The organism is Microlunatus endophyticus (assembly GCF_014646195.1).
GTDB classification, from domain to species: Bacteria; Actinomycetota; Actinomycetes; order Propionibacteriales; family Propionibacteriaceae; genus Microlunatus; species Microlunatus endophyticus.
Window position 1 is genome coordinate 202,397 of record NZ_BMMZ01000008.1, and the last position, 26,701, is coordinate 229,097.

The 26,701-nt window shown below is 68.7% G+C and carries 26 protein-coding genes; 19 read left to right on the plus strand and 7 right to left on the minus strand.

The genetic code is table 11. The annotated features are described in order from the left end of the window. The first annotated feature begins 147 nt into the window (after positions 1-147). The 13 genes from IEY07_RS16440 to IEY07_RS16500 all read left to right on the plus strand — a co-directional run bounded on the left by IEY07_RS16440 (position 148) and on the right by IEY07_RS16500 (position 15,835). On the plus strand, positions 148-1,134 hold the full coding sequence (locus IEY07_RS16440; RefSeq protein WP_188896468.1) for an RDD family protein: 987 nt from the start codon (positions 148-150) through the stop codon (positions 1,132-1,134). Then, complete coding sequence (locus IEY07_RS16445; RefSeq protein ID WP_188896469.1) at positions 1,127-2,320, plus strand: DUF6177 family protein; 1,194 nt, start codon at positions 1,127-1,129, stop codon at positions 2,318-2,320. Before IEY07_RS16440 ends, IEY07_RS16445 begins: the two co-directional genes overlap by 8 nt. Next, positions 2,313-3,245, plus strand: a complete 933-nt coding sequence (locus tag IEY07_RS16450) for a hypothetical protein (protein WP_188896470.1) — start codon at positions 2,313-2,315, stop codon at positions 3,243-3,245. The genes IEY07_RS16445 and IEY07_RS16450 overlap by 8 nt, the downstream gene beginning before the upstream one ends. After that, positions 3,242-4,564: an EsaB/YukD family protein gene (locus IEY07_RS16455; protein WP_188896471.1), complete on the plus strand. Its 1,323-nt coding sequence runs from the start codon at positions 3,242-3,244 to the stop codon at positions 4,562-4,564. Before IEY07_RS16450 ends, IEY07_RS16455 begins: the two co-directional genes overlap by 4 nt. Beyond that, positions 4,561-5,514: a hypothetical protein gene (locus tag IEY07_RS16460; protein WP_188896472.1), complete on the plus strand. Its 954-nt coding sequence runs from the start codon at positions 4,561-4,563 to the stop codon at positions 5,512-5,514. Before IEY07_RS16455 ends, IEY07_RS16460 begins: the two co-directional genes overlap by 4 nt. Continuing rightward, positions 5,511-9,572: a type VII secretion protein EccCa gene (gene eccCa, locus IEY07_RS16465; protein WP_188896473.1), complete on the plus strand. Its 4,062-nt coding sequence runs from the start codon at positions 5,511-5,513 to the stop codon at positions 9,570-9,572. The genes IEY07_RS16460 and eccCa overlap by 4 nt, the downstream gene beginning before the upstream one ends. Further along, on the plus strand, positions 9,562-9,930 hold the full coding sequence (locus IEY07_RS16470; RefSeq protein WP_188896474.1) for a hypothetical protein: 369 nt from the start codon (positions 9,562-9,564) through the stop codon (positions 9,928-9,930). The genes eccCa and IEY07_RS16470 overlap by 11 nt, the downstream gene beginning before the upstream one ends. Next, positions 9,930-10,535, plus strand: a complete 606-nt coding sequence (locus tag IEY07_RS16475; protein WP_188896475.1) for a hypothetical protein — start codon at positions 9,930-9,932, stop codon at positions 10,533-10,535. Before IEY07_RS16470 ends, IEY07_RS16475 begins: the two co-directional genes overlap by 1 nt. A gap of 99 nt (positions 10,536-10,634) precedes the next feature. After that, positions 10,635-12,683: a CDP-alcohol phosphatidyltransferase family protein gene (locus tag IEY07_RS16480; RefSeq protein ID WP_188896476.1), complete on the plus strand. Its 2,049-nt coding sequence runs from the start codon at positions 10,635-10,637 to the stop codon at positions 12,681-12,683. After that, positions 12,680-13,345, plus strand: coding sequence for an HAD family hydrolase (locus tag IEY07_RS16485; RefSeq protein ID WP_229670185.1), 666 nt, complete (start codon positions 12,680-12,682; stop codon positions 13,343-13,345). Before IEY07_RS16480 ends, IEY07_RS16485 begins: the two co-directional genes overlap by 4 nt. 33 nt (positions 13,346-13,378) lie before the next feature. Continuing rightward, positions 13,379-14,890 carry a lysine--tRNA ligase gene (gene lysS, locus IEY07_RS16490; protein WP_188896477.1) on the plus strand — a complete coding sequence of 504 codons (1,512 nt, stop codon included), beginning with the start codon at positions 13,379-13,381 and terminating at the stop codon, positions 14,888-14,890. Positions 14,891-14,892: 2 nt separating this feature from the next. Then, on the plus strand, positions 14,893-15,291 hold the full coding sequence (locus IEY07_RS16495) for an ankyrin repeat domain-containing protein (RefSeq protein ID WP_188896478.1): 399 nt from the start codon (positions 14,893-14,895) through the stop codon (positions 15,289-15,291). Between the two features lie 7 nt (positions 15,292-15,298). After that, positions 15,299-15,835 carry an NUDIX hydrolase gene (locus tag IEY07_RS16500; RefSeq protein WP_229670186.1) on the plus strand — a complete coding sequence of 179 codons (537 nt, stop codon included), beginning with the start codon at positions 15,299-15,301 and terminating at the stop codon, positions 15,833-15,835. A 27-nt stretch (positions 15,836-15,862) separates the two neighbouring features. On the opposite strand, the gene IEY07_RS16505 is transcribed toward IEY07_RS16500, so the two are convergent. The 4 genes from IEY07_RS16505 to IEY07_RS16520 all read right to left on the minus strand — a co-directional run bounded on the left by IEY07_RS16505 (position 15,863) and on the right by IEY07_RS16520 (position 20,119). After that, positions 15,863-17,326 carry an amidase family protein gene (locus tag IEY07_RS16505; protein ID WP_188896479.1) on the minus strand — a complete coding sequence of 488 codons (1,464 nt, stop codon included), beginning with the start codon at positions 17,324-17,326 and terminating at the stop codon, positions 15,863-15,865. A 37-nt stretch (positions 17,327-17,363) separates the two neighbouring features. Further along, entirely contained in the window at positions 17,364-17,834 is a 471-nt protein-coding gene (locus IEY07_RS16510) for an NUDIX hydrolase (protein WP_188896480.1), read from the minus strand. A 50-nt stretch (positions 17,835-17,884) separates the two neighbouring features. Next, the gene (locus IEY07_RS16515; protein ID WP_188896481.1) at positions 17,885-18,862 is read right to left on the minus strand and encodes an aldo/keto reductase; all 978 of its coding nucleotides are present in this window, start codon (positions 18,860-18,862) and stop codon (positions 17,885-17,887) included. A gap of 411 nt (positions 18,863-19,273) precedes the next feature. After that, the gene (locus tag IEY07_RS16520) at positions 19,274-20,119 is read right to left on the minus strand and encodes an alpha/beta fold hydrolase (protein ID WP_268239233.1); all 846 of its coding nucleotides are present in this window, start codon (positions 20,117-20,119) and stop codon (positions 19,274-19,276) included. Between the two features lie 231 nt (positions 20,120-20,350). Here IEY07_RS16520 and IEY07_RS16525 point away from each other — a divergent pair, with 231 nt between their 5' ends. Together IEY07_RS16525 and IEY07_RS16530 are read left to right on the plus strand one after the other, a co-directional pair. Continuing rightward, on the plus strand, positions 20,351-20,815 hold the full coding sequence (locus tag IEY07_RS16525; protein ID WP_188896483.1) for an NUDIX domain-containing protein: 465 nt from the start codon (positions 20,351-20,353) through the stop codon (positions 20,813-20,815). 137 nt (positions 20,816-20,952) lie between these two features. After that, positions 20,953-21,327, plus strand: a complete 375-nt coding sequence (locus tag IEY07_RS16530) for a VOC family protein (protein WP_188896484.1) — start codon at positions 20,953-20,955, stop codon at positions 21,325-21,327. A 322-nt stretch (positions 21,328-21,649) separates the two neighbouring features. Here the strand turns inward: IEY07_RS16530 and IEY07_RS16535 are convergent, their stop codons facing one another. Together IEY07_RS16535 and IEY07_RS16540 are read right to left on the minus strand one after the other, a co-directional pair. Then, entirely contained in the window at positions 21,650-22,132 is a 483-nt protein-coding gene (locus tag IEY07_RS16535; protein ID WP_188896485.1) for a hypothetical protein, read from the minus strand. Positions 22,133-22,142: 10 nt separating this feature from the next. Continuing rightward, positions 22,143-22,820: a TetR/AcrR family transcriptional regulator gene (locus IEY07_RS16540; RefSeq protein WP_188896486.1), complete on the minus strand. Its 678-nt coding sequence runs from the start codon at positions 22,818-22,820 to the stop codon at positions 22,143-22,145. A 104-nt stretch (positions 22,821-22,924) separates the two neighbouring features. On the opposite strand from IEY07_RS16540, the gene IEY07_RS16545 reads away from it, so the two are divergent. From IEY07_RS16545 to IEY07_RS16555, 4 genes are all read left to right on the plus strand, one after another. Next, positions 22,925-24,082, plus strand: coding sequence for an FAD-dependent oxidoreductase (locus IEY07_RS16545; protein ID WP_188896487.1), 1,158 nt, complete (start codon positions 22,925-22,927; stop codon positions 24,080-24,082). A gap of 428 nt (positions 24,083-24,510) precedes the next feature. Next, on the plus strand, positions 24,511-24,894 hold the full coding sequence (locus IEY07_RS24810; RefSeq protein ID WP_373288872.1) for a DUF6247 family protein: 384 nt from the start codon (positions 24,511-24,513) through the stop codon (positions 24,892-24,894). Beyond that, positions 24,800-25,051, plus strand: coding sequence for a hypothetical protein (locus IEY07_RS16550; RefSeq protein ID WP_188896488.1), 252 nt, complete (start codon positions 24,800-24,802; stop codon positions 25,049-25,051). Before IEY07_RS24810 ends, IEY07_RS16550 begins: the two co-directional genes overlap by 95 nt. Before the next feature lie 77 nt (positions 25,052-25,128). Continuing rightward, positions 25,129-26,016: a phosphotransferase family protein gene (locus IEY07_RS16555; RefSeq protein ID WP_188896489.1), complete on the plus strand. Its 888-nt coding sequence runs from the start codon at positions 25,129-25,131 to the stop codon at positions 26,014-26,016. Between the two features lie 57 nt (positions 26,017-26,073). On the opposite strand, the gene IEY07_RS16560 is transcribed toward IEY07_RS16555, so the two are convergent. Next, on the minus strand, positions 26,074-26,701 hold a 628-nt coding region (locus tag IEY07_RS16560; protein ID WP_188896490.1), incomplete at its 5' end, for an aminoglycoside phosphotransferase family protein.

A 26,701-nucleotide genomic window follows, 5' to 3' on the forward strand; every position in this document is an offset into this window, starting at 1 on the left:
CGGCTGGTCGAGCAATGGCGTTAGGACGCGGCCGCCGGGTCGTTGGTTCCCTGTTGGTTCCATCGGGGGTCGAAGAGTTTCCGACAGACACGACAGTAGAACGCCAGGGGTGCAGATCACCAGTTCATGGAACCCTGGGTCCGTACCATGTTCAGGCGGGCCGCGGCCTATCCGCCCGCGAAGCTGGAGGAATCTGTGCCACGGGCGCTGTTGGGAAACGGGAGTTGCCGTCGCTGCGGCTCGTTCCGTTCGCAGGCCGGCGTCTGCGCCGCCTGCGGCGCGGTCTGGTCCCCTGCCGCTGCGAGTACGACGGCTGTCGCCGACGCCGGGCTGACCGGAGTCGTCCGAGCGTCGCTGGGTCGGCGTTACCTCGCGGATCTGATCGATCTGGTGATTCCGGTCGCCCTTGCTGCGGCCGCGATCGTGGCGTTCATGACGACCCCGGAACACGCCCTGGGCTGGCTGCTGCTGGGCGTTGCGGTCGCTGTCGCAGTAGTCGAGCTCGGCTGGCTGCTGGCCACCGGCCGCAGCCCGGGGCGATTGCTGGTCGGTCTGCGTACGGTCGATGACCTGACCGGCACCCCGATCCGGTTCGCCCGCTTCCGTCGCCAGCTGGCCGGGGCCGTACGCGGCCGGTTGCTGACCGCGGATCTGCGGAACGGCCGTGATCCGATGCAGCCGCAGCCGATGCCGGTCGCGATCGGTGGCAGTGCACCGGCGGCTTCCGGCGACCAGTCCGTCGCCGGCGGATTCGGTGCTGCCGCACCGCAGCCCGCGCCCAGGATGCGATTCCTCACCGCGGGCAGCCTGGTGTGGATCGCCTTCGAGGACGGCTCCCGCTGGATCCTCAACCGACCGGCCGTGATCGGCCGTGATCCGGACACCGACGGCCGGGACGGTGTCGATGCGCTGGCCCTACCGGACCTGTCCCGGCGGCTGGACAAGACCCACCTGCTCATCGAGCGGTCCGAGTCGACGGTCTGGGTGACCGATCTGGATTCGGCCACCGGCACGGCGGTCGTCCGGACCGATGGCGTACGGACCCCGCTGGCGGCCGAGGTCCGTTCGGCGGTGCCGATCGGAGCGACCATCGAGGCCGGAGGCCGGCGGTTGGTGGTGCTGGCCGATGGCTGATCCGTTCGGGCCGCAGTTCGCCCCACAGCCCGCGCCGGAGCCGGACCCGGGCGCTCCGCACCCGCTCGCCGACCGGGTCGGGCAGGCAGACGACGGCACCCGATGGGTGGCCACCGAGACGCGCAGCCGGATCGTGCACCTGAGCGCTGCCCGGGCCAACCTGCTGGCGCTGGCTGCCCGTGACGAGCGGCGCCCGGTGCTGATCAGCGACGAGCTGAGTTCGCTCACGCCCGCGTTCGCCCGGATCTGGCGGGACTCCGGTGGGACCTGGGTGGTGCGGCAGGCCGATGGTGCGCTCCGCAATGGATTCGACGGCCGGCGGCTGTCCCGGCTCGAGGAGTCCTGGACCCAGCCCCGGCCGCAATCGGTCGACGACTACTCGATCGGCTACCTGCGGATCCCCGAAGGCGCCGACATCCTGCAGGTGACCACCCTCGTCGGGCTGCGGCATCCGGCCCGGGAACGGACCCTGCTCGGCGAGCCGCTGGACGTCCTCGCCAAGCGCATGGACAGCACAGCCGGGTTGGCCTGGGGCACCCATGAGCCCGTGGGGGAGCCGTGGGACCGGCGGCGGGCCACCGATGTGATCCGGGCCGAGATGCCCCGGCTGACGACCGTCGTGGCCGCCGGTCCGGGCCTGTCGGCCACGATCGGCGCCCAGCGGACCGAATTCGGGGTCGAGGAGATCGACCACCTGGTGACTGGGATCGGTGCACCGGACGAAGCGACCTTCGCAGCCGTACGCTCCCGGTTGGCCGACGTCTTCCGACGCGTCGCCGAGACCGGCATGCCGCTGGTCGGGCTGCAGTTGGTGCATCCCGGTCGCCGCGACCTTGCGGTCCCGCCCTATCTGTTGCCGCCGCCGTTGCCGTTGGCACTGTTCGTCGGTGCACCGGCCGTACGAAGTTTCGGCCTGGACGTGGCCCTGATGCGAGAACGGCACGGTGCCGAGGTCGTCGGCCGGCCGCGGTTGCCGGCGCTGTTGTTCGAGCTCGGCCCGGTCGGTCTCGAGGCGTGGCAACGCCTGGACCGGATCCTCGCCGCATTCAATCCGACACTGCTGGAGGAGGCGCTGGGAATGGCAGCCGGATCGTTGTCCAGGATCCGCAGCGAAGCGCCGTCCGAACCGGACCCCGACGCCCCCCATCCCGACACCCCCGACCAGGAAGGAGGTCCCGATGCCTGACCGCGATCTCGTCCTGCTGGAGACGGTCAAGACCCACCGCGCCCGGCTGGTCTCGGCCTTCCTGTCCGGAGAACTGGCCGAACGCCGGCTGATCAACGACAACCTGCGCCGGCTGGTGGGCGGCATCGTGCTGGCGGCCGTCCTCAGCGCGGTCTGTGTCGGATTCTCCTTCGTCTCGGCCCAACTCGGCAACCAGGCCGAACAGCAGAAGCAGCAGCAGGGCCTTGGCCCAGCCACCGGCCCGGTCTTCGCCTCCGACACCTTCGACCGGACGGTCGGCAACGGCTGGGGCACGGCCGATCGCGGCGGCACCTGGCGGCTGGGCGACCCGGCGACGGGATACTCCGTCAGTGATGGAGCCGCGGTGTTGAAACTCGCCTCCGTCCCCGCTGCCTCCGGGGCCGGTTCGGACCGGCTCGGTGGCTACCTACCGGGTATCGAACAGGATCGGTCCGACGTCACCGTCACGGTCGAACCGTCACCGGCGCTGAAGTCCGGCGGCAGCGTCACCGTCGACCTGCTGGGCCGACGGGTCAGCTCCAACCAGGACTACCGGACCGAGGTCCGGCTGACCCCGGGAGGGGGCACCGCGGTCTCGCTGGTGCGGGTCTCGACCATCGACCAGGGCGACGGTCCGGTCCAGCAGATCTCCACCACGGTCGGCCAGCCGGGCAGCACCGACGCCGGTGACCAGCCGATCCCGGTCTCGATCCGGATGCAGGTGATCGGCACCAACCCGACCACGATCCGGGCGAAGGTCTGGACCGGCGGGAGCGAGCCGTCGGACTGGACTGTCACCGGCAGTGACAGCACCCAGGACCTGCAGCGTCCGGGCACGATCGGGCTGCTGGCCGCCGACGGTGGTGGTCGGGACACGCTGTCCGATCTGAGACTCACCGATCTGATCGCGAGGACCGCTCCATGACCGACTTCACCCGGCTGACCGTCGTCGGAAGCCTGCGTCGTGCCGAGTTGGTGGTGCCCGACGACGAGCCGCTGGGAGGCCTGCTGCCCCGGCTGCTCGATCTGCTCGACGAGCCGTCGGGTCCGGCCGCGCGTCCGCTGACCGTCGTCCGGTCCACCGGTGAGCAGCTCGATGCGGCCCTGTCACCCGGTCAGCAGCAGCTGCTGGACGGTGAGATCCTGCGGCTGGTCCGGGCCGACGAGGCGCCGCCGCCACCCGAGGTCGCCGATGTCACCGATGTGGTCGGCAGCACCTTCGCCGACCGTCGCGGCCGCTGGACCCCGGCTGCCCGGCGCTGCGCGGCTGCGGTCGCGATCGGCGCCCTGGTCGGTGCCGCCGAACTGGTCCACCCGGTGCCGCTGGGCGCCCGTGCCGTCGCTGTCGCCGTCCTGATCGCCGTCGCCGTGCTTACCGGACGGTTGCGCCGGGCCTGGCCCGCGCTCGCGCTGACGTCGGCGGCGATCGGCCTGGCCGTCGGTGCGGTGCACCAGGAACCGGTGGGCGCCGACCTGCTCGGCCACGGCTGGCACTTCCAGCTCGCCCCGGTCGCCGTCGGCGCGGCAGTGGTGTGGGCGCTGCTCGGCCTCGGATTCGGCGCCGGCCTGCGGATCCGCTCCGCGGCGCCGGCCGCCGTGCTCGGCGCGGTCCTGGCGATCCTTCCGGTCCTGCTCGCCGCGGCCGGGATGACAGCGGGGCATGCGATCGCGGTCGACACCGTGCTCGCCGCAATCGCATGCGGACTGCTGCCCTGGTATGCGTTGGCGGCTTCCGGACTGACCGGGCTCGATGATCAGGTGATGTCCGGTGCCCCCGGCCGTCGCGGGCAGGTGCTGCGGACCGTCGACGACGCGTACCGGTCGCTGACCTGGTCCGCCTGGGCGGTCTCGGCCCCGCTCGCCGTCGGCGCGGCGGTGCTGATCACCACTCACGACCGGTGGACCGCCGGCCTCGGTCTGGCCGCCCTGCTGGTGACCGCGCTGCGGACCCGGGTCTTCCCGCTGATCGGCCAGCGGGTGCCGCTGTGGACAGCTGCCCTGGTCGTCGCCGTCGCAGGCGTGATCGCGCACCAGTATCTGATCGGCGCCTCCGGTCGCACTGCGGCGTTGATCATCATCGCTGCCGTGGTCGCCGTCGCGGCCGGCGTCGAGTTGGCCGAGCACCACCGGGCCCGGCTGCGCCGGCTCGGCAACCTGGTCGAGGCGATCGCGGTGATCGCCCTGCCGGTCCTGGTGATGGGTGCCTTCGGTGTCTTCTCCGACCTGATGGGAGCATTCCGGTGACCGCGGCAGACGGCGTACGAACCGCCCTGCGGATGATCTTCGGCAGCGCTGGCTCGGCGGTCGACTCGCTGCGGGCCACCGACGCCGGAATCCGGGCCGGGCTGCCGCTCAGCCGCCGGATCGGCTTCGTCTCGATCGCCGGCGGCGCCGGTACGACGACCACTGTCGCCTCGGTCGCCGCGACCCTGGCGGCTCGCCGGAGCGGATCGATCCTCGCGGTCGACGCGGACGGCGGCCGGTCCGGGCTCGGACGGCACCTGATCGAGGTCCGCCCGCGGCGATCGGAACAGACCACACCCGAGGCCGGCACCGCGGCGGCCGACCGACGGCGTACGGCCCGGACCATCGAGGACGCCCGCAGTGGGCTGCCCGTGGTGGGCCGGCTTCCGCTGCTGGACCTGAACGACCCGGTCGGCGCCGGTGCGCCCGTCGCCGGCGCGCCCGTCGCCGGTCAGCGGTCGGTCGCCGAGTGGACCGGCCAACTGGGTCCGATCGCCCGGTTCTTCGACCTGGTGCTGACCGACTGGGGCATCCGTCCCGCCGCCGAGGACCTGGAACAGGTCGCGGCCACCGGCCATGTGCTGGTGCTTGTCGCCAGGGCCGACCAACCCTCGGCCGCCGCTGACACCCTGGCCGGGCTGCGGGAACTGCCGGAGTCGCCCCGGCTGGTCCTCGTGCTCACCGACATCGCCCGCACAGCGGCCCTGTCCCGGCTGACGGCAGACCTGTCCGACGCACTCGACCTGCCGGTCTTCGGGCTTCCCTACGATCCCGCCGTCGGCTCCGACTGGTTGTACGCGACCGGCCGGCGCAGCATCAGATCCCGGCAGGCAGTCGCCCGGCTGGCTGCGGGACTGGTGACCGAGGCAGCCGGGCTGCGGGCTTCTGCCCGGATCCCGGCGGCTGCTGTGCCCGCCGCGGCGGCTCCCGGGGCGGTGCGGCCGGCATGACCCAGCGACTGGTCCACCGCCCGACCCGGATCACCGAACCGCTCACCGAACCGGAGCCGGAGAAGCTTGCCGCGCCGCCCGCGCTGCCTGACGGGCAGGTCGGCGGCCAGGCTCTGCACACCCTGATCCCAGTCGCCGGCGCCCTGAGTTCGGTCGTGATGATCGTGGTGATGCGCAACAGCAACCCGCTGTATCTGGTCGCCGGTGCGGTGCTGCTGGTTGTCGCGTTGCTGGGCGGCGTCGGCTTCGCGATCAGCTCCCGTGGCCAGGCGGCCCGCAGCCGGCGCACCCAGCGTGAGCTCTACCTGGACTACCTGGAACGCTTCCGCGCCGACATGCGCGACCGGGTCCGCGGCGTCCGCGAACAGGCCGGCACCCTGGACCCGGAGCCGGCCGCGTTGCCGGAGCTGATCCGCGACCCGGGACGGCTGTGGGAGCGGCGGCGTACGGACCCGGATTTCCTGCGGGTGCGCATTGGCCAGGGCGACGTCGGCTGGTTCGGACTGGAGGTGCCGCGGGAGGAGAATCCGGTCCGCCCGCACGACCCGATCATGGCGGCCGAGGCCAAGGCGGTCGTCGATCATTACGGCACCGTGCTCGGCGTCCCCGTGACGGCTCGGCTCGACGGTGCCGGCTCGGTCGCGGTGATCGGCAGTCGGGCCGACGTGCTCGCGGTCGCCCGCTCGATGATCATGCAACTGGCCGCCCTGCACTCGCCGGAGGACCTGGTGCTGGCCGCCGTCTTCGAGGACGTCCGGGCCGACGACTGGCGGGGTTTCGACCTGCTGCCGCATGCCCAGGACGAGCAGCTCTCCGACGCCGGGGTCCGCGCCCGCCGGGTGGCACCCAGTGCCGCCGAGTTGTCCCGGGTGCTCGGCGCCGAGCTGGCCGACCGCGCCCAGCTGGCCGCGACCGCACGTCGCAACGTGGTCACCGCCGACTCGCTGCCGATCGGCCGGCTGGTGATCTTCAGCGACGACTACGGCCAGCACGCCGCCCAGGTGACCATCCCGGACGCCGACCTGCGACCGGCAGACCTGCAGATCACCACCGTGCACCTGCTCAGCGACCGGCTGGACGAGCCGTCCGACGTCCAGGTCCGGATCACCATCGACGATGACCACGTCGCCACGATCACCGATTCTCGGCTGGTCGGCGATGATCAGGTCCCGACCCCGACTCGGACGGCCACCGTCGACCGGCCGTCGCCCGAGCTGTTCGGCTCGGTGGCGCGCTCGCTGGCGCCGCTACGGCTCAGCCTGACCGAGGCCGAGCAGGCCGAATCCGGACGCTCCATCGAGATCACCGAACTGCTCGGCATCCCCGGGGTGGCCGCCGTCGGACCGCAGCTGTGGAAGCCGCGCTCGTCCCGGGATTTCCTGCGGGTGCCGATCGGCCTCGACGACTACGGCGCCCCGGTCCTGCTGGATCTGAAGGAGTCCGCCGAGCTGGGCATGGGCCCGCACGGCATCTGCATCGGTGCCACTGGCTCCGGCAAGAGCGAGATGCTGCGCACCCTGGTCCTCGCTCTGGGGCTGTCGCACGCGCCCGAGGATCTGAGCATGATCCTGGTCGACTACAAGGGCGGCGCGGCGTTCGACCCGTTCACCGGGATGCCGCACATCGCCGGGATCATGGACAACCTGGCCGACGACCCGCAGCTGATCGAGCGCGCCCGGGCCAGCATCTCCGGTGAGGTCGTACGCCGCCAGGAACGGTTGCGCGATGCCGGCTCGTCCTCGATCAGCCACTACCGCGAATTGCGGGCCGAGCGGGCCCGGACCGGCGGTCCGGCGCTGCCGCCGATGCCGCACCTGTTCGTGGTGATCGACGAGTTCGGCGAGTTGCTGACCGCCGAACCGGATTTCATCGACCTGCTGATCCAGATCGGCCGGATCGGCCGCTCGATCGGGGTGCATCTGCTGCTGTCCAGTCAGCGGATCGAGGCCGGCAAGCTGCGCGGTCTGGACACTTATCTGTCGTACCGGATCGGGCTGCGGACCTTCTCCGAGGCCGAGAGCAGCGTCGTCCTGGACACTGGCGACGCCTTCCACCTGCCGGCCATCCCTGGCTATGGCTATCTCAAGGTGGACACCTCGATCTACCGCCGCTTCCGGTCCGGGTACGTCTCCGGCCCCGCCGCCGCACCGGAGGAACCGCTGGCGGTCGAGGACGAGCAACGTGCCGAGCCGATGCTGCTGCCGACCTACAACACCCTGCAGCGCTCGCTCGGAACCGCCGGCTCCGAGGCCGAGACCGAGCTGGTCGCGCCGATGGTCGGCAGGCCGCTGGTCGCCGAATGCGTCGACCGGCTCCGGGTCGGTGCCGCCGACCGGACCGTAGCCCCGGTCTGGCTGCCGCCGCTGCCGAACCGGCTGGCGCTTTCGCGCGTGATCGGCCACGAGACCGGCGCCGGGGAGACCGAGCGGGACGGCCTGCGGGTGGCGATCGGCCTGATCGACGATCCAGCGCGGCAGTCCCAGCGGCCGTGGCTGATCGACCTCGGCCGGGCCGGCGGCCACCACGCGATTATCGGCGCCCCTGGCACCGGCCGCAGCACCTTCCTGCGGACGGTGGCCGTCGCACTCGCCCTCACCCGGACCCCGCGCGAGGTGAGCATCTACGGGATGGATCTGACCGGCGCCGGACTGCGCCGGATCGAGGCCTTCCCGCACGTCGGCGGCGTCGCCACGCGCGCCCATGCGGACCAGTTGCGCCGGCTGCTGGAGGAGTTGCACGGCATGCTCGCGGTCCGCGAGCAGGTCTTCCGTGATCGCGGCATCGAGTCGCTGGCCGCGTTGCGTGCTGAGCACGCGGCCGGTCGGGTACCGGAGCTCGTCGCTACCGAGATCGTGGTTCTGGTCGACGGGATCGGCGCGCTGCGCAACGATTTCGAGGATCTGGAGGAGTCGCTGATGGACCTGCTCCAGCGCGGCGGCAGCTTCGGCATCCACCTGGTCTTCACCATGACCCGCTGGAACGAGCTGCGGATCGTCCACCAGCCGATGATCGGCAGCCGGTACGAGCTGCGGTTGAATGATCCGCTGGATTCGACCATCGGCCGCAAGCTGAATGCGGTGCTCAAGGCCGACCAGCCCGGGCGGGTGCTCACCGACGACGAGCATTTCGCCCAGATCGCGCTGCCGGTGCTGGACGACCAGCTGGATCTGGACGGGCGGGGCGAATCCGACCTCGGCCTGGCGGTGCAGCGGCTGGCCGAGCAGTCGGCGGAGAGCTGGCACGGCCCGGCCGCGGCCCCGATCCGGCTGCTGCCGACCGACCTGGATCCGGCCCTGCTGCCGGATGCGTTCACCGAACCCGACGCACTCCCGCTCGGCCTGCGCCAGGACACCATGGAGCCGGCGCTGGTGGAACTGGACCGCAACGACCAGCACCTGCTGATCTTCGGCGACCCGGGCGCGGGCAAGACCACCGCGCTGCGGCAGCTGGTCCGCGGGCTGCTGGAGCGCTACACCGCCGAGGAGTTGGTGATCGCGGTGATGGACCTGCGCGGCGAGGTGGCGGCCGAGGTGCCCGACGAGTATCTCGGCGGGCATGCGACGACACCGGGCCTGGCGCACGGACTGTCGTCGGCGATCGCCCAGGAGCTGTCCGAGCGGGTGGCAGCGGCCAACCAGACCGGGCCGGACGGGCGACCGACCGCGGAGGCGGCCACTGCGCTGCGCCGTGGCCCGCGGATCGTGGTGGTGGCCGACGATTTCGACATCCTGGACGCGGGCGGCACCGATCCGCTCGACCCGCTGATGCCGTACCTGGCCTCGGCCCGGGACCTGCGGCTGCACGTGCTGCTGAGCCGTCCGGTCGCCGGCATCGGCCGGGCGATGTACGGGATCGTGATGCAGACCCTTCGGGAGTCCGGCGGCAACATCCTGCTGATGTCCGGCGAACGCGCCGAAGGACCGATCCTGCCGGGCCTGTACGCCGAGCCGATGGTGGCCGGGCGCGGCCGGCTGGTCCGACGCGGTGAGCCGCCGCGAATGATCCAGGTCGCCAACGCCCGTGCCCGGAGCCAGGAGGGGGAGCGCGATGCCTCGTGAGTATCGGATGTTGTCGGCCGAGCCGGCCGATCTGACCCGGGTGCTGGACGCCGCGCGCGAGGTCGACCCCGGGCTGCGGCCGCGGCTGCTCTTCGGCGGTTGGGCGGTCCAGCTGCTCGACGACGAGGACATCGCGGTGCTCACGATCGAGGCGTCGCGGCGGCTGGACGACGTCGGCCAGGCCGAGCAGTTGCTGGAGTCCGATTCCGAACAGGACCTGCTGGATCACCCGCCGGACGGCCCGCTGTGGTGGACCGAGGCGTCCGCGCCCTGGGGGCCGTACGGCGAACCCGGCGCCCGGTTGGCCCGGCGGATCGCCGCGTCGATCTCAGCTCGGTTCATCGCCGAGGAGGGCTGATGAGTATTCCGACCCCCGTGAGTTACGGCTCGGCCGACCCGATCCCCGGGCTGCGCCGACTGCTGATCGCCGGAACGGCCGGCGGTGTCGGCACCACGACAGTCGCCGCGCTGCTGTTCGCCGAGTTGCGACAGGCCGGCAACGCCCCGTTCCTGATCGACCACACCGGCGGGGGCCTGGGGCCCCGGATCCCCGGCGGCGACGAGGTGCCGGCGGTCGACCACCGGTTCCGGCTGCACGACCTGGGACGCAACGTGGCCGCTGCGGCAGGCGAACTGGCCGATCCCGGCACGACTTTGATCATGGTCACCGCGGCGACCCCGCTAGGCCGGACGCTGGCGGCCGAGCACCTGCGGATGATCAACACCGGTGGCCAGCAGGTCGTCGTCGTCCAGGTCGAGTCCTTCGGCCGGCGGCCACGGCGGTCTGTCCCCACCGAGCGGGGAACCGTCGATCCGCAGCCGGCCATCCGAGGCCAGGTGCTGCTGCCCGTCGACGACGTACTCGCGGCCGGCGGCCGGATCCCGTACAACCGGCTGGCCCGGCCGACGCGGCAGGCCGTCCGCCGGCTGATCGCCGTCGTCCGCCCGGATCTCGCTCGCTGACTGGATCTCGCTCGCTGACTGGATCTCGCTCGCTGACCGGATCTCGCTCGCTGACCGGATCTCGCTCGCTGACTGGGGCGCACCGGATACCATGCGCCGGTGTCCGACTCGTCCGGCTCGTCCGACTCGCAGGCCAGGCCCGCACCCGGGAACGCCGCCGCACGAGCGGTCCGGGGATACGGCGCCGGTGCCCAGTGCGTGGCGACCGGTGCGATCGGGACGGAGCTGGAGACGGCGCTCGGGCAGGTCTGTGCCGGGGCTGCGGTGCACCAGGTTGCTGATCTTGCTCAGCTGGCGGAGCGGGCCGAGGACGGCCACGGCCCGTTGGTGGTGATCGCCGGCGGACTCGACCTCGGCCTGCCGGCCACCTTGGACCTGTTGGACTCACGCGGCGATCGGACCGCGGTCCTGCTCGCCGACCCTCGCAACATCGAGGCGCCCCGGCAGCACGCGTACGGGCTGGAGCGTGCGACGCTGGCGCGGGTCGCGGCCGACCGGACGGTGGAGTCGATCGGGACCGCCGCCCACCAGGCCGGCAACCCGAACCGGGTCGTCGTCGGGCTGCTGCGGATCCGCGAGGCCGACCGCTGCCGGGCGGCCGAGCTGTGGCGCAGCGCCGCAGCCGAGGGGTCTGCAGCCGAGGGGTCTGCAGCTGACTCCGAGGACCCGTTCGATCTGGCACTGCTGGCGCTGGTCCGCGGTGGACTGGCCGTCGTCGGACAGCCGCTCGGCTACTACCGCTGGTCCCGCGACCGCAACGGCGACGGCCGAGGTGTCGGCCAGGACGGCCTGGGCGCCACGGGCTGGGGCCAGCGGCTGCGGTCGGCGTCCCGGCTCGGGGACGGCGCCTACTCGGCCGCAGTCGTACGCCGGCTGTCGCGGCTGGGCACCTGGCTGGCGCTCCGCACCCGGGTGACGCCGAACCAGATCACCGCGATCAGCCTCGCGATCGGGATCCTGGCCGGTCTGTTGATCTTCACCGGCCGCCCGGCGGCCTGGATCGCCGCAGCGGTGCTGCTGCAGCTCTCGTTGATCATCGACTGCATGGACGGCGAGGTGGCTCGCTTCACCCGCCGGTATTCGGATTTCGGCGGTTGGCTCGACGGGATCGGCGATCGGGTCAAGGAATATCTGGCATTCGCAGCTGTCGCGGTGGTCGCGGTCCGTGACCACCACCACTACGGTTGGTTACTGGCTGCGATCGCGATGGTGGTGGTGACCGCGCGGCATCTGGAGGACTACGCCTACACCGATCGCCAGGCGCCGGGGCGGGTCGGCCGGCCGGCGCTGGTCCCGCTCTCCCTAGCAGGTGACGGGTCCGCCGACGGAGCCCCGACCACCCTGCGGCCGCAACCGTCCCGACCGGCCCGGATCGCCTTCTGGGTCAGGAAGATCGCCCACGTGCCGATCGCCGAGCGCTATCTGGTGCTGTCACTGGCACTGCTCACCCTGCGGCCGCTGTGGGTGCTGGTCGCGGCCATCGCCGTGTCGGGGTTCGCGCTGGTGTGGACCGTCGGCGGCCGGCTGCTGCGCGCGCTGCGGCCCGCCGGACCGTACGCCACCCCGAGCCTGGCCCAGCAGCTCGACCTCGGTCTGCTGGCCGGATTGGCCGGCCGGGTCCGGGTCGGCTTCCTGCCGGGGCTGCTGGCGTTGATCATCAGCTGGCTCGGCCTGATCGCCAGCATCGGGTTGGACAGCCCGGCGATCGCCTGGGCCTGGGCGGTCGTCTCGGTGGTCATCGTCGGCTGCGTCCTGCGGACCCCGGTGACCCATCGGCTCGGCTGGCTGGCGCTGCCGCTGGTCTGGATCGGCGAGTCGGCGGTGATCGGCAGCCTCCTGGTCCGGGGAATCGACGGCTCGTTGATCTTCGTCGCACTGGCGGCGATCGCCTACCGCCGGTACGAGTTGATCTATTCGATCCGGATCAAGGGGGTGCCCGGACCGCGGTCGCTGCTCGGCGCCGACGGCCGGATCCTGGTCGTCGGGGTGCTCTTCAGCCTCGCGCAACTGACCGGGACGCCCGGCGTGATCACCTGGGGCCTGCTGGCCGTGGCCCTGGAGACCCTGGCCGAGGCGGTGCTGGCCACCGCGATCCGCTGGCGCCGCCCGGGCGGCCCGACGGCCGGTGAGGAAGACTGGGGGGCGTGACCGATGGGCCCAGTGTGACCGAGCGCGACTTCGCGGCCGTGGTGTTCGACATGGATGGCACGTTGATCGACTCCACCCCAGCAGTGATCAGGTCCTGGACCACCTGGGCCGGCGAACTGGGCATCCCGCTGGAACGGCTGCTCGGCTATCACGGCGTGCCGGCCGAGGCGACGGTCCGGGAGTTGGTGCCGCCGAAGCGCCAGCAGTGGGCGATCGACCGGATCAACGAGCTCGAGCTGTCCGACCTGGACGGCGTCCTGCCGCTGCCCGGCGCGACTGAAGCCTTCCGTACGCTGCCGGCCGACCGGGTCGGGATCGCCACCTCGTGCACCGCAGTGCTGGCCCGTGCCCGGCTCGACGCGGCGGGCCTGACGCCGCCCGCGGTGCTGGTGACCGTCGACGACGTGACCCGCGGCAAGCCTGCACCGGACCCGTACCTGAAGGCCGTCGAACGGCTCGGCCACCCGCCGCAGGACTGCCTGGTGGTCGAGGACGCGGTGAAGGGGCTGCAGGCCGCCCGGGCCGCGGGCTGCGCGACGCTCGCCGTGGTGACGACCACCCCGCGGAAGGAACTGCTGGCCGACCTGGTGGTCGACAACCTGTCCCGTCTGACGTGGATCACCGACCCCGCGACCGGCCGCGTCCGGGTGAAACCGGACTGAGTCCGGAAGCGACTTCGCATAAGCTAGCGCGCTGTGAGCGACCAGCCAGACGACTTCGGAACCGACGTACCCGAGCAGAGCCGGGTCCGGCGGGAGAAGCGTGACCGGCTGCTCGCGGAGGGGCGGCAGTCGTATCCGGTCTCGGTTCCCCGTACCCACACCTTGCGTCAGGTGCGCGCCAGCTGGGGACACCTGGAGGCAGGTGAGGAGACCGACGAGGTCGTCGGAGTCACCGGCCGCGTGGTCTTCATCCGCAATACCGGCAAGCTGTGTTTCGCCACCCTGCAGGAAGGGCTGGACCAGGAGACCTCGGTCGCCCGGCTGCAGGTGATGCTGTCGCTGGCCGAGGTGGGCGAGGAGTCGCTGGCCCGTTGGAAGGCCGACGTCGACCTCGGCGACTACGTCTTCGTGACCGGCCGGGTGATCTCGTCCAAGCGAGGCGAGCTGTCGGTGATGGCGACCGACTGGCAGCTGGCGTCCAAGGCGCTGCGGCCGATGCCGAATCTGCATTCCGAGCTGTCCGACGAGACCCGGGTCCGGCAGCGGTATGCCGACCTGACCATCCGCGAGGCGGCCCGCGACATGGTCCGCAACCGAGCCACCGTCACCCGGAGCGTACGGGAGACCCTGCACCGGGCGGGATTCGTCGAGGTCGAGACGCCGGTCCTGCAGTTGGTGCACGGCGGCGCCCACGCGCGCCCGTTCAATACCCACTTGAACGCCTTCGACATCGACATGACGTTGCGGATCGCGCTCGAGCTCTTTCTCAAGCGGGCGGTCGTCGGCGGGGTGGAGAAGGTGTACGAGATCGGCCGGATCTTCCGTAACGAAGGCATCGACCACACCCACAACGCCGAATTCACCATGCTGGAGTTCTACGAGGCGTGGGGTGACCAGACCACAGTCGCCGAGCTGACCAAGCAGATCATCCTGGACTGCGCCGATGCGCTGGGTCGGCACCAGATCGAGACTCCGAACGGCGTGATCGATCTTGATGGCGAATGGACCTGGCTCTCGGTCTATCCGGCGGTCTCGGCCGCGGTCGGCGGGGAGGTCACGCCGCGGACCGATCGGGACACCTTGATCAAGTACGCCGAGGCGAATGATCTTGAATTCGATCAGCAGTGGGATGCCCAGAAGCTGGTCATGGAGTTGTTCAGCGAACTGGTCGAGCCGACACTGCTGCAGCCGACCTTCGTCTGCGACTACCCACCGATCGCCCAGCCGTTGGCGCGGCCGCATCGCAGTGATCCGAATCTGATCGAGGCCTGGGACCTGATCATCGGTGGTGTCGAGCGTGGCACCGGATTCTCCGAATTGATCGACCCGGTGATCCAGCGTGAGCGTCTGGTCGCCCAATCGCTGGAAGCAGCCAAGGGTGACCCGGAGGCCATGCAGCTGGACGAGGATTTCCTGTATGCGCTGGAATTCGGCGCACCGCCGATGGGCGGCGTCGGCCTGGGGATCGACCGGGTGCTGGCGCTGTTCTTCGATGTCGGTCTGCGTGAGACCACCCTGTTCCCGTTGCTCAAGCCCGGGACCTGATCATGGTCGGTGATCAACCGGATCCGGCTGGGGTCGCTCGCGAACTCTTCGACCTGGCACGGGCCGGCGATGCCGATCGGCTGGCCGGTCACATCGAGGCCGGGATGCCGGCTAACCTCACCGACGCCAGCGGGAACACGCTGCTGATGCTCGCGGCCTACCACGGCCATGCGCATGCGGTCAGGGTGCTGGTCGATCATGGTGCGACCGTCGATGCACTGAACGACCGCGGCCAGACCCCGCTGGCCGGTGCGGTCTTCAAGGGCTACGAGGACGTCGTACGGCTGCTGGTCGCCAACGGCGCGGATCCGCGGGCCGGTACGCCCTCGGCCTGGGACACGGCGACCTTCTTCGACCGTCCCGAATTGTTGGAGATCCTCCGAAACAAGATCACAAGGTAGGTGCCAAGTGGCCGCAACGGTGCGCAAAGACCAACTCAGCTCGGTTCACCGGGAGGAGGTCAACAAGGACCGCTTCCGAGTGGTCCCGGCCGCCTATCTGATCCTTCGCCGGGATGATCACGTGTTGCTGCAGCTGCGCAGCAACACCGGCTATCGCGACGGGCACTGGGCGACCGGTGCCGCGGGGCACGTCGAGGAGGGCGAGCCCGTGCACCGCGCGGCCTGCCGGGAGGCGTTCGAAGAGCTCGGCATCGAGGTCGAGGAGTCCAATCTGAAGGGACTGACGACCCTGCACCGGACCAACCACGGCGCCGATCGGCAGGCTGACGGGCTGGACGAACGAGTGGACTTCTTCTTCACCACAACGCATTGGAAGGGCAAGCCCCGGATCATGGAGCCGGAGAAGGCATCCGATCTCGACTGGTTCCCGCTGGATGCGCTACCGGATCCGGTGGTGCCGCACGAGTTGCAAGTGCTGATGGCGCTGCGCGCCCAGTTGCACGGCAACGGCACGGTGCCGCCGATCATGACCCACGGCTGGTGAAGCGGTCTCCCGATCGATCGACCCAGGTCACCCGACCCGCTCGAACGGGTCCGGCGGGGGCTGGTTGGTGTCGATGACCGGCTCGTCCAGCAGTGTGGGCGTCCGATCGCGCAAGGCAGACTCGAGCAGCGATGCGTAGCCGAGCAGTTGGCCCTCACGTCGGAACGGCGCCACCACCTGCAGGCCGATCGGCAGCCCCTCCGGCGTGAAGGTGGCGGGCAAGGACATCGCCGGACACGCGGTTCCGGTGATCGCCGAGGGGATCCGCATCCACTCGAGGTAGTCCTGCATGGTGGTGCCCGCGATCTCATCCGGGTAACGGATCCCGACCGGGAACGGCGGCACCTGGCAGGTCGGCGTGATCAGCAGGTCGTAGGTCTGGAAGAAGTCGGTCATGGCCTGGTGGATCTCGGCCGCCTGGTGCAAGGCCCGGCCGATCTCCGGGCCTTGGAGCCGTCGTCCGATCTCGACGTTCCAGATCGCGTCGGGCTTGATCAGGTCCGGGTGCTGGTCGACGAGCGGTCCGAGCGCCTGCTCCAGTTGCATTGCCCGGATCACCCGGAAGTAGTCCAGAGCCGGACCAAGATCAGGACACGTTGCGTCGAGCTGCCACCCGAGTCGTTCCGCGATGTCGGTGATCACCGGCTCGAGTGAGGTGATCACCACCGGATCGACGGTCGCGAGTCCGTTGAGGTCGGCCGACCAGGCGACCCGGATCGCGCGGCCCGTCGGCTTGATCAACTCCGTCGCATCCAGGCCGACTGACAGCGGACTGCGCTCGTCGCTGCCGGACAGCACCGACAGCAGCAGCGCCACGTCCGCGACGCTGCGTCCCATCGGCCCTTTCACTGCCAACGTGCCGTACGGGAAGGATCCCGGGCCGGACGGCACGGTGCCGGGTGACGGACGAATTGACGTGACATTGCAGAAGGAGGCCGGGTTGCGCAGCGATCCGCCGGTGTCGCTGCCGTCGGCGATCGGCAGCAGCCGGGCCGCGAGCGCAGCGGCCGCGCCGCCACTGCTGCCACCCGCCGTCCGGCTCAGATCGTACGGATTGCGAGTCACGCCGTAGACCGGATTGAAGGAGTGCGAGCCCAGCCCGAACTCCGGCACATTGGTCTTGCCGATCGCGATCGCGCCTGCGGCGGCCATCCGCGTGACTATCAGATCGTCCTCGTCGGCGATCCGGTCCGCGAAGATCGGCGAGCCCTCGGTGAAGCGGAAGCCGCGCGCCGGCACGAGATCCTTGTGCGCGGTCGGGAGTCCGTACAGCGGCCCGCGGTCGTTTTGATCATGGTGGTGATCCAGCGCCCTGGCGCCCTCCAGGGCCCGCTCGGACTGCAGGTCGACAATCGCGTTGAGGTACGGATTGAGCCGCTCGATCCGCTCCAAGTGGGCCTGCATCACCTCGGTCGCACTGACCGCTTCCTCGCGGAGCATCCGGGCCAGATCGGTGGCGTCCCGGTCGATGAGTTCGGTCCCGTCGGTCACGCGGCACTCCTTAGCTTGGACATGTGGCTTCCAGTTGTCAGTGATGTCGCTCGTCGATGAGCGGCCACCAGTGCCGGGACTCGAGCGGGTTGTCTGCGAGGCTGGTGTCGATCCAGGTGCCCGGGATGCACGGCTCGCCGGCAGCGGTCCAGACGGTGAAGTGGGCGACCGGTGTCGGCCAGAGATAGTCGTCCGCGCCGGTAGGGACGATGTTGCGGACGAATCCGATCGGCGTGACATGGACGGGCTCACCGAACACCCGCTGCGCGAGCGCGGCCGCCGCCCGGCTCCCGTCCGGATCGTCGACCGACACTGAGCCCGTGGGGAGGTCGATCTTCCCCGAGTCGGAGCGAGGCTGGCAGTAGATGCGCTTGCCGTCGAGCACGAGGAGCCGCACCAGGCCTGCGGGTATCGGGGCGATCCGGCTCCGTACGGTCTCGGCTCGCCCTCCGGCGGGCAGCCACGGCGCGTCCGATACAACGTCGACGATGGTCTCTCCGGCCGCCATGATCAAGAACTCTACGGGCTGGGTAGCCCGGCCCGTCCCGCGGATAGGTCTTACTGGTGGCCCTGGATCTCGTGGGGGGTGTAGGCCGCTTCCAGCTCCTCAATCTCATGATCATCGAGGGTGATGTCCACACTGGTGAGCGCTTCGGTGAACTGCTCGGGCTTGGTCGCGCCGACGATCGGCGAGTGGACGTACGGCTTGGCCAGCATCCAGGCGAGCGCCACGCCGGCGCGTGGCACACCCCGCTCCTTGGCGATCTTGGTGACCGCCTCGACGATGGACTTGTCACCGGGGTCGTTCGGTGACGGCTGGCGCTCGCTCTTCTCGGAACGGGCGGTGCCGCGTACGCCCCAGTCGCGGACCAGCCGACCGCCGGCCAGGGGGCTCCACGGGATGACGCCGACGCCGGTCGCGGCGCAGTAGGGCATCATCTCCCGCTCTTCCTCGCGGTAGAGCAGGTTGTAGTGGTTCTGCATCGAGATGAACGGCGTCCAGCCGTTGACCTCGGCGACATCTTGCAACGCCTGGAACTGCCAGGTCCACATCGACGAGGCGCCGATATAGCGGGCCTTGCCGGCTTTGACGACGTCGTGCAGCGCCTCCATCGTCTCCTCCATCGGCACCTCCGCGTCGTAGCGGTGGATCTGGTAGAGGTCGACGTAATCCATGTTGAGCCGGCGCAGGCTGTTGTCGATCTCCGCCAGGATCGCCTTGCGGGACTGGCCGTGTCCGTACGGGCCGGGGCGCATCTCGCCGTGCACCTTCGTGGCAACCACGATGTCGTCGCGGGAGGCGAGCTCACCGAGGATCTTGCCGGTGATCTCCTCCGAGCGCCCGGTCGAATACACATTGGCGGTGTCGAAGGTGGTGATGCCGGCGTCCAGGGCCTGCTTGATGATCACCCGGCTCGCGTCCTCGTCGATCGCCCAGTTGTGACGACCGGAACCACCGCCGAAGCTCATACATCCCAGGGTGATCTCCGAAACCTTCAAGCCACTGTCGCCGAGTCGGACCACATCCACCGTCATATCTCGCCACTCCTCAGTCGCGTCGTCGCCGCCCTCCCGGGCGGATCTTTCTCCATCCTTCGCCCGATCGGTGTGCGCCGCAATGCCGCCGCCAGGTGCTGGGACGCGTCCGGCCGGTGACGCGCCGGCACGAGCAGGCCGACCCGCGTGATCGCGTTGGGTGCGATCTGCGATTCTCGACCGGCGGGGCGAGATGATCCGGCATCCCGGCGCATGGGTCCTTCGCTGTGAAGATCACGAACGACCCGTACGTCGCCCGTTGACCGGCAGGAAGCCGGGCGGATCTATCGGGCGGCCGCATTCCCACGTGACGTGGCGCTTGAGGTTGTCTCACAAGCGGAACCATCACCGGGCAGGGAATCTCTCACGGGTGGGCAGGGTCTGTCGGACTGGATGGTTTCCCGGCGCTTGTCAGAGCTGTTTGAGGAAGTCTGCGAGGATCCGCCAGAACGGTTCGAACTGATCTCGCCTCGCGTTGTGTCCCGCGCCGTGGATCCGGCGCACTTGGACTTTGGGCCATAGCCGGGTCGCTTCGGCAGCCGCGGTCGTGGTCACGGTCGGGTTGACGTCCCCGGTGACCAACAAGCCAGGACAGCAGAGCTGACTGATGTGCTCGCGCCACCGATTGGTGATAGCCCACGAATCGAACCAGCTGACGGCATCGGGGTCGACTTGTCCCCGCGCCTCCACCCATGCAGAGATGTCGCGATCCGACCAGGTGGGGTGTTCATTTCGGCATCGGTCCGCCCGCTGCGACTCGGTCAAGTCGGCAATCTCGACAACCGACCGGCGGCTCGCGGCGATGTCCTTCGTGCCGTCGTCGGCGACCTCAGGCCAGGCGGGCTCCTCCAGGACGACTGCTCGCGGGGCCAGCTGGGCAGCGGCAAGAGCGGAGTGCACCCCGCCCATGGAATGGCCCATCAGCACCGGATCCAGCACATGCAACGCCCGGACGAGCTCAATCAAATCTGCGGTATGCGCCGCAACGGAATAGTCGCCTGCTCGGTCCGACCGCCCGTGTCCGCGCGCGTCGTAGCTGAGCACGTCAAAGGAGGTGGCTAACCGGGTCTCGACCTCGCCCCAGGTATTGGCGGCATCAGTCAAACCGTGAGCCAACACCACAGTCGGGCTGTTCCCCGGCGGTTGACCACGACGTTGCCATGCCAAACGGACCCCGTCACGAGCGATCAGCCCACTTTGCACCGGTAGATCTCCTTCGCCAGGTCGTAGCCACGATCGCCAGCATCTTGGAGCCATCACACCACCAGCTCGCGGCACACACCCGGGAGCGTCTCGCGTCTCACACGACGTCCCATTTGACACAGCGATCGGCCGTGGCCGGGGAACCGTCTAGGGCCGTGGTTGTGATCTCGTGCCGGTGCCGGTGCGAGTTTGTGCACCAGCTACTTGTCAGCCGATCGGCACCGATCGCGTTGACGCCCGAGACGGAGGCCAACCCTAACCATTGCTTCGTGTGAAGATCGGGGTATGGCAATGCAGTCAGACTATTTAGCGGGCTTGCCTCGACGCCGGATTGCCGCTTGCGCGCTTATCCGTGACGAGCAGGGCAGCGTGTGTCTGGTCGATCCGACCTATCGCGACGGCATGATCCTGCCGGGTGGCACCGTCGAAGCCAATGAGGCTCCCCGCGACGGGTGCGGTCGCGAGGTGCACGAGGAGCTGGGTGTTCGTCTGGCCATCGGCCGTTTACTGACCATGCGGTGGGTGCCGCCCACACTTCCTGCCGACGAGCACGGCTCAATGATTCTTGTCTACGACGGTGGCGTCGTAGATGCCGACACAATCCGGCAGTTCGTCGTCCCGCCGGACGAGCTTCACGGGCTCGCCTTCATTGCTCCCGACGACTTAGATCGGTTCACTCCAAACGGGAGCGCTGACCGAATCCGTGGCGGCCTCGAAGCACTTGCAGCCAACGAGCTCGTGGAGTTCTGACGGCGACTTCGGCGGAGCAGGATGATGCCACGCTAGCTCAGTTGGCAGTTGCCAGGCGATGGTCGATCTCGGCGTCACGTGGCGAGGGTTGAGAGGTGACGAGTATGGCCCCAAGGGTGCGGGTTGGAGCGCTCACGATGATGGCTGCCCGCCCACGGGAGCTGGGCCGTTTTTACTCCAGGTTGCTGGGCTGGCCCTACATCAGAGAAGAGGAACCCGCACAGGGTGAACCAGCCGAGGCGGGCTATGCCCTTGTGTGCCCTCCTGAAGGCGTCATCGAGCCGGCGCTGAACTTCGACTACCAGGTCGACCATCGTCGGCCCGTCTGGCCAACGGTGCCTGGCGAGCAAATTCCGACGATGCATCTGGACGTCACGGTTGATGATCTTGATGTTGCCGTCGCATGGGCGGTCGAGTGCGGTGCAGTTGTTGCTGAGCTTCAATCACAACCGAACGAGCATCGTGTTGTTATCGATCCTGAAGGCAATCCCATCTGTCTCTGCTTGGAGTAGCGAGCAGTACCTCTGGGAGCTGGGGGAACGGACGGTCTCGAGAACTGCCCGGCGGAGGATGGGGCAGCAGCGAGGCCGCTGGTATTGGAACCTCTAACGAGATGGCTTGGAGCTTGCTCAGCGGTCGCCTGTCGTGCTGTATCGCGAACAGCTTCTGAGGGGCAGTGCAGAACCTGATGGAGTGGTCGAATGTGGACGGCGACAACTTCGCATGACGAGCGTGTTCGCCGTGTGCTGGGATCGTGTCATCGATGATGACTTGCGCAGCTTCAGTCTCGTTCGCTTGCCCGATGCCCGGCCCGGGCCGTCAGGTGCCTCGTCGTCACTCGGGTGGGAGCGTGCGGCGCAGGGTCTGGTGGTGAGTGAAGGCCAGGAGGGCGCAGCCTCCGGCGAGGCAGGCCATGACGATGAGAGCGGCGACGAATGCCCAGATGGGCCATTCGTTCGGTTCTGCAAGCTCCCAAGTTTCCTTGGTTGCCAGGAGCAGGGCACCGGCGGCGACGATGAACCAACCCGTCGCTTTTTGGATCAGGCTCGATCGCTCTGCGAGCTGTTCTGGCGTCATGCGGGAGAGGACCTGCTGGTGGAACTCGGCGTCTCGCCTCCGGCGCAAGACGATCATCACTGGGGGCAGCAGCCACCACCTGCGGTCCAGGGGTCCGGGCGGTTGTAGCCCCTCGATCGTGGATTGTAGGCCGGCCCGGTCTACGTCTTGTTCGAGGAGTTCCAACACGCCCTGGTAGAGCGGGCCGGCGACGAGCAACCATGCGCCGAGGAATCCGAGCCAGCGAATCGCTACGGACATCTGCGCTCGTCTACTCTTCCCGCCGGGTGGCGTTGAGGCCATCGAGGATGAGGTCAACGCCTGCCAGAAATTCGTCCCGGTCACCGTGGGATCGGAGTTGAGTAGCCATGCTCCTGGTGAAGGGCCATTCCTGCGGGTTGAGGCACTCCCATTGCGCACTGAGCGCGGCCAGGGCGCCAGCTCGTCCAGTGGTTGCCGTCTCCGACCGCGAGGTGCGCGCCTGCTGGCTGCCGGCTCCGATGATGTAGTTCAGCAACGTCGATGTGGCGGAGAACTGCGCTGCGAACTGCGGGGTGAGCGCCTGTATGCTCCGGCCGATGTGCTCGAAGATGCGCAGCATTGTGTCTTGCCACGGCGGCTTCGCTAACTGTGCACCCAGCCACGGATGAGCATCGATCGCGTCGTATACGTCGACAGCGATCGCTCGAATTGTCTCCCGAGGTGTGCCGGCATCCTCATCCAGCATGGCGTCTGGGAGCACGGCAGCTGTTGCGGCCTGCAGCAACCCGGCTTTGTTCGCCAGATGCCATTGGATGACACCAGGACCGGTCTGGAGGCGGCGAGCCAATGCTCTGAAGGTGAGCCCGCTCTCGCCGTGTGCATCTAGCAGTTCGACTGCAGCGGCTGCGATCCGGTCCCGCGGGACTGCTCTTGATTCAGACGGTTCTGCAACACTCGCATCTCCCATACCTCAACCTTGACACATCCTGGTACCGCGTACCACAATCCCTGGTACGCCGTACCAGGGAATCTAGCGTCTGGCATCCGGTCCTGGGAAGAGAAGGGAAGGGCATGTCTTCGTCTATCGCAATCATTGGTGCTGGCCTTGGTGGTCTAACCCTTGCGCGCGTCCTTCACCTGAACGGAATCGAAGCGACGATCTTCGAGGCTGAGCCCTCCGCGCAGGCACGCACCCAGGGCGGTCAACTCGACATGCACGAATACAACGGCCAGCTCGCGCTCGAAGCAGCTGCCCTGACCCAGCAGTTCCACACCATCATCCACGCCGGCGGCGAAGCATCCCGTGTTGTGGATCGTCACGTGACACCGCTGCTGGAGGAACCCGACGACGGGACCGGCAGCCGACCCGAAGTGCTCCGTGGTGATCTCCGGCGCATCCTGCTCGAATCGCTCCCAGAGGGCACCATCAAGTGGGGTCACAAGGTCACCGCCATCAGGCCTATCGGCGGCGGCCGTCACGAACTGCAATTCGCCAACGGCAACACCATCACGATCGATCTTCTCATCGGAGCGGACGGAGCCTGGTCCAAGGTTCGTCCGCTCATCACCGACGTCAAGCCCTACTACACGGGCATTTCATTCGTGGAAACCTACCTCCACGACGTTGATGCCCGCCACGCTCCCACCGCCGCCGTGGTCGGCGAGGGGGCAATGACAGCACTCGAACCCGGCCGCGGGCTCATGGCGCAACGCGAGCCCGGAAATGTGATCCACACCTACGTCGGCCTACGTAAGCCCGACGACTGGATCAGCAGCTTCGATGCCACAGACCAAACCGAAGTCATCGCTCGCACAGTCGCCGAGTTCGATGGCTGGGCCCCTGAGCTGACCGCGCTCGTCACCGATACCGATACCCCGCCCGTGCTCCGCGCGATTAACATCCTCCCAGTAGGGATCCGCTGGGACCGCGTTCCCGGCGTCACGCTTCTCGGAGACGCCGCGCACCTGATGTCACCGTTCGCTGGCGAGGGTGCAAACCTGGCCATGTTCGACAGCTCCGAACTCGGCAAAGCTATCGCCGCCCACCCCGACGACACCGAAGCCGCCCTCTATGAGTACGAGCAGGCGCTGTTCCCCAGGAGCGAGGAAATGGCGGCTGACTCAGATCGCAACCAAGAGCTCCTGTTCGGCGACCACGCGCCCACCAGCTTCCTGGCACTGATCACCGGACAGGACGTGGCGAAATACACCCGAACAGACAGCGCCTAACAGGAGCTCCCAGCGTGTCGGCCTCCTGAATCGGCCGCCAGCGCGTAAGCGACGGGCCGCCAGCACCCCCGCCAACTCCGGCCCGATGATGGGCCCTGCCGCCTGATCATCGATCCCCCTCGGAGACTGCGGGCACGCTCAACTCTGTGCCCGGTGCGGTTGTCCGTTGATCTGCTCGGCGACGGCCGCCTTCGGGCGGCGGCCTCGCCGCGTCCGCCGACGAATCTCTTGCGACGCCGCTGGTTTTGTGACCGAGGATGGTCTGCTCCGGGGGCGACACGCCGTGGCGGCTCGATCGTCGGCGACAGAATCAGCGGGAGATAGCAACAGCGATGCTGCCCGGACTTGGATCCCTTCTGGGGCACCCGGCGCGAAGCTGGTCTGGTGTTGCTGGGATGTCGTGGGTGGGGATCCATAGTCATGGGGCCATGACGGCGCAGGCACCGAGGCAGAAGCGGGATCGAGACGATCCGGCAGAGATCTTGGCTCGTCTGCCGGAGTCGTGCCACGCGCATTTCCGCGCTGAGTACGCGGTCGCCGTTGAGCAGGCTCGGCGTCCGGAGCAGTACCGGATGCTGCATCAGTTGCTGAGGCTATGGAGGCTGAGGGCGGTCGCGTACGGCGATCCGGGTTACGCCGATCGCTCGCTGGCGCCAAGGACGAGAGTTCTGACACTGATGTGCCGGTTGAGCAGCTGGTTGGTGGCTGGCCAGGTCGGTGACGTACCGGGTTGTCTTCAGTGGCGGCGCCGCTGCGCAGTATCACGACCTTCCCGTGATCGCCCAGGACCTCGTTGTTGCCCGCGCGGTTGAGTTGGCGGAGGAGCCATGGGATGCGACATCCTCCCGCCGGGGTGACGACTCGAATCTGCGTGAGGCGATCTTCGGCAATGGCCTTGGCCTGATCGGCTTCCACGTCAACGGCGATGACCAGAGTGTGCGGATCTCCAACATCGTCTGGACCGGATGAAGCTGACCGGCACGGTGCCGGGTCATGGATCGAGGCATTAGGTTGACCCCGCAGGGGTCGGCTGAAACGCTTGAGCCATGGCTGCTCCTGGGTCGGTCGTGCTTCAGTGGGCGATCGACGCCTGGATGCCGGGGGCGACGGTGGTCAACGTGCGCGACCTGCACGAAGGGCAGGGTCCATGGCTGGTCGAGGTCAGCTCGGGCGGCGCCGTACACCGGTCAGTTCTTCGGACAGCCGGGCTGGGTGCCAAGGGTGACGACTATCTCCTTGTCGAGGCGGCTGCCCTGAGCCAGGTCGAGAGCTCGGCGGTGAGTGCGCCGCGCCTGATCGCCATGGATGATGGTCACCGGTGCGGTGTCGTCACCTCGCTCCAGACAGTTGTCGCCGGTGACACCGTGGCGTCGCAGCCGTGGAACGAAGAACGGCTCCACGCAGTGGGCGCCTATCTGGCTGAGATTCACCGCATCGCGGCAGATCCGGCACCGACACTTCCCGAACGTCAGCGTCCACTGGAACCTGGAGGTGGATACACCGCGGAGAAGCGCGAATGTGCCGAGCACCCGAGCCAACGATCAAGAGAGGGCGCCCGTCTCTTGGCTGCAGGTGCCCGAGAATTGGCCGATCGTCCGCGTCCGGACAACATCCGTTGCCTGGTGCACGGAGATGCGTGGCTCGGAAACATCATGGCCTCCGGATCGCAGGTCACCGGGTTGATCGACTGGGGTTGTGCGGGCGTAGGGCATCCAGGCATCGACCTCGGCCATGCCAGGCTGAGCGCAGTGTTCTCCTATGGCGCGGAGGCAGCTGATGCGATTCTCGACGGATGGGAACAGGCGGCCGGCCGCCCCGCGGACGCCATGCCGTACTGGGATGCGGTCGCTGCGTTGGAAACCGCGCCGGCCATGGGCGCCGGCACCGATATCAGGGATGCATTCCTCCATCGGGCTCTGGCGAAACTCCGCTAGATAGCGCAACTTGCCAGAGACCTTGCCCTGTCCGGTGGAAGTACAACGGGCAGGAATTCAAGCGAGCAGGTTCCGGAACCACGCGTCCTGAAGAAGTCCGTCGAGGACAGCTTGGTCCTCGCGCCAGGCCTGGCAGTCCTGTAGCACTGCGTAGACCGCCGTCCAGCGCTCGGTGCGGCGGGGATCGAGGTCGAGCGCATGAGCCAGTTGGTTGGCGGTGTCAAACATCTGGTCAGCGGGCTGGGTTATTGCGTAGTTGGCGACATCGGTACAGGGGTCGCCCAGCTTGGGGATCGGATCGATCACCACGAAGGCCGCACCGGCCGACAGGATGTTCTTGTTGCTGAAATCACCGTGGAGCACCGTTCGGCCGGAAGGGGTGTCGATCAGCGCCTCGATCGTCCGGGCCGCGGCACGCAAGAGTTTCAGCCCGGCTTCACCACGGCGCGCGTCGCGTCGGCTTCGGCGTTCGTACGCGTTGTCGCGTCGAGCCTGAAGTTCCGCCTCTGGATACAGGTCCTCGATCAGAGGAAACTCTTGCTGGCTGGCATCGCAGCCGTGCAGTCGTGCCAATATGCCGGCCGCGATCTCTGTCGATCGGTGACCGTTGCCCGCTAGTGTCGCGCGTCTGAAGTTCGTTGACGGGTGGCGTGAGGCAGGATTTCGTCGGCGGGTTTGGTCCAGG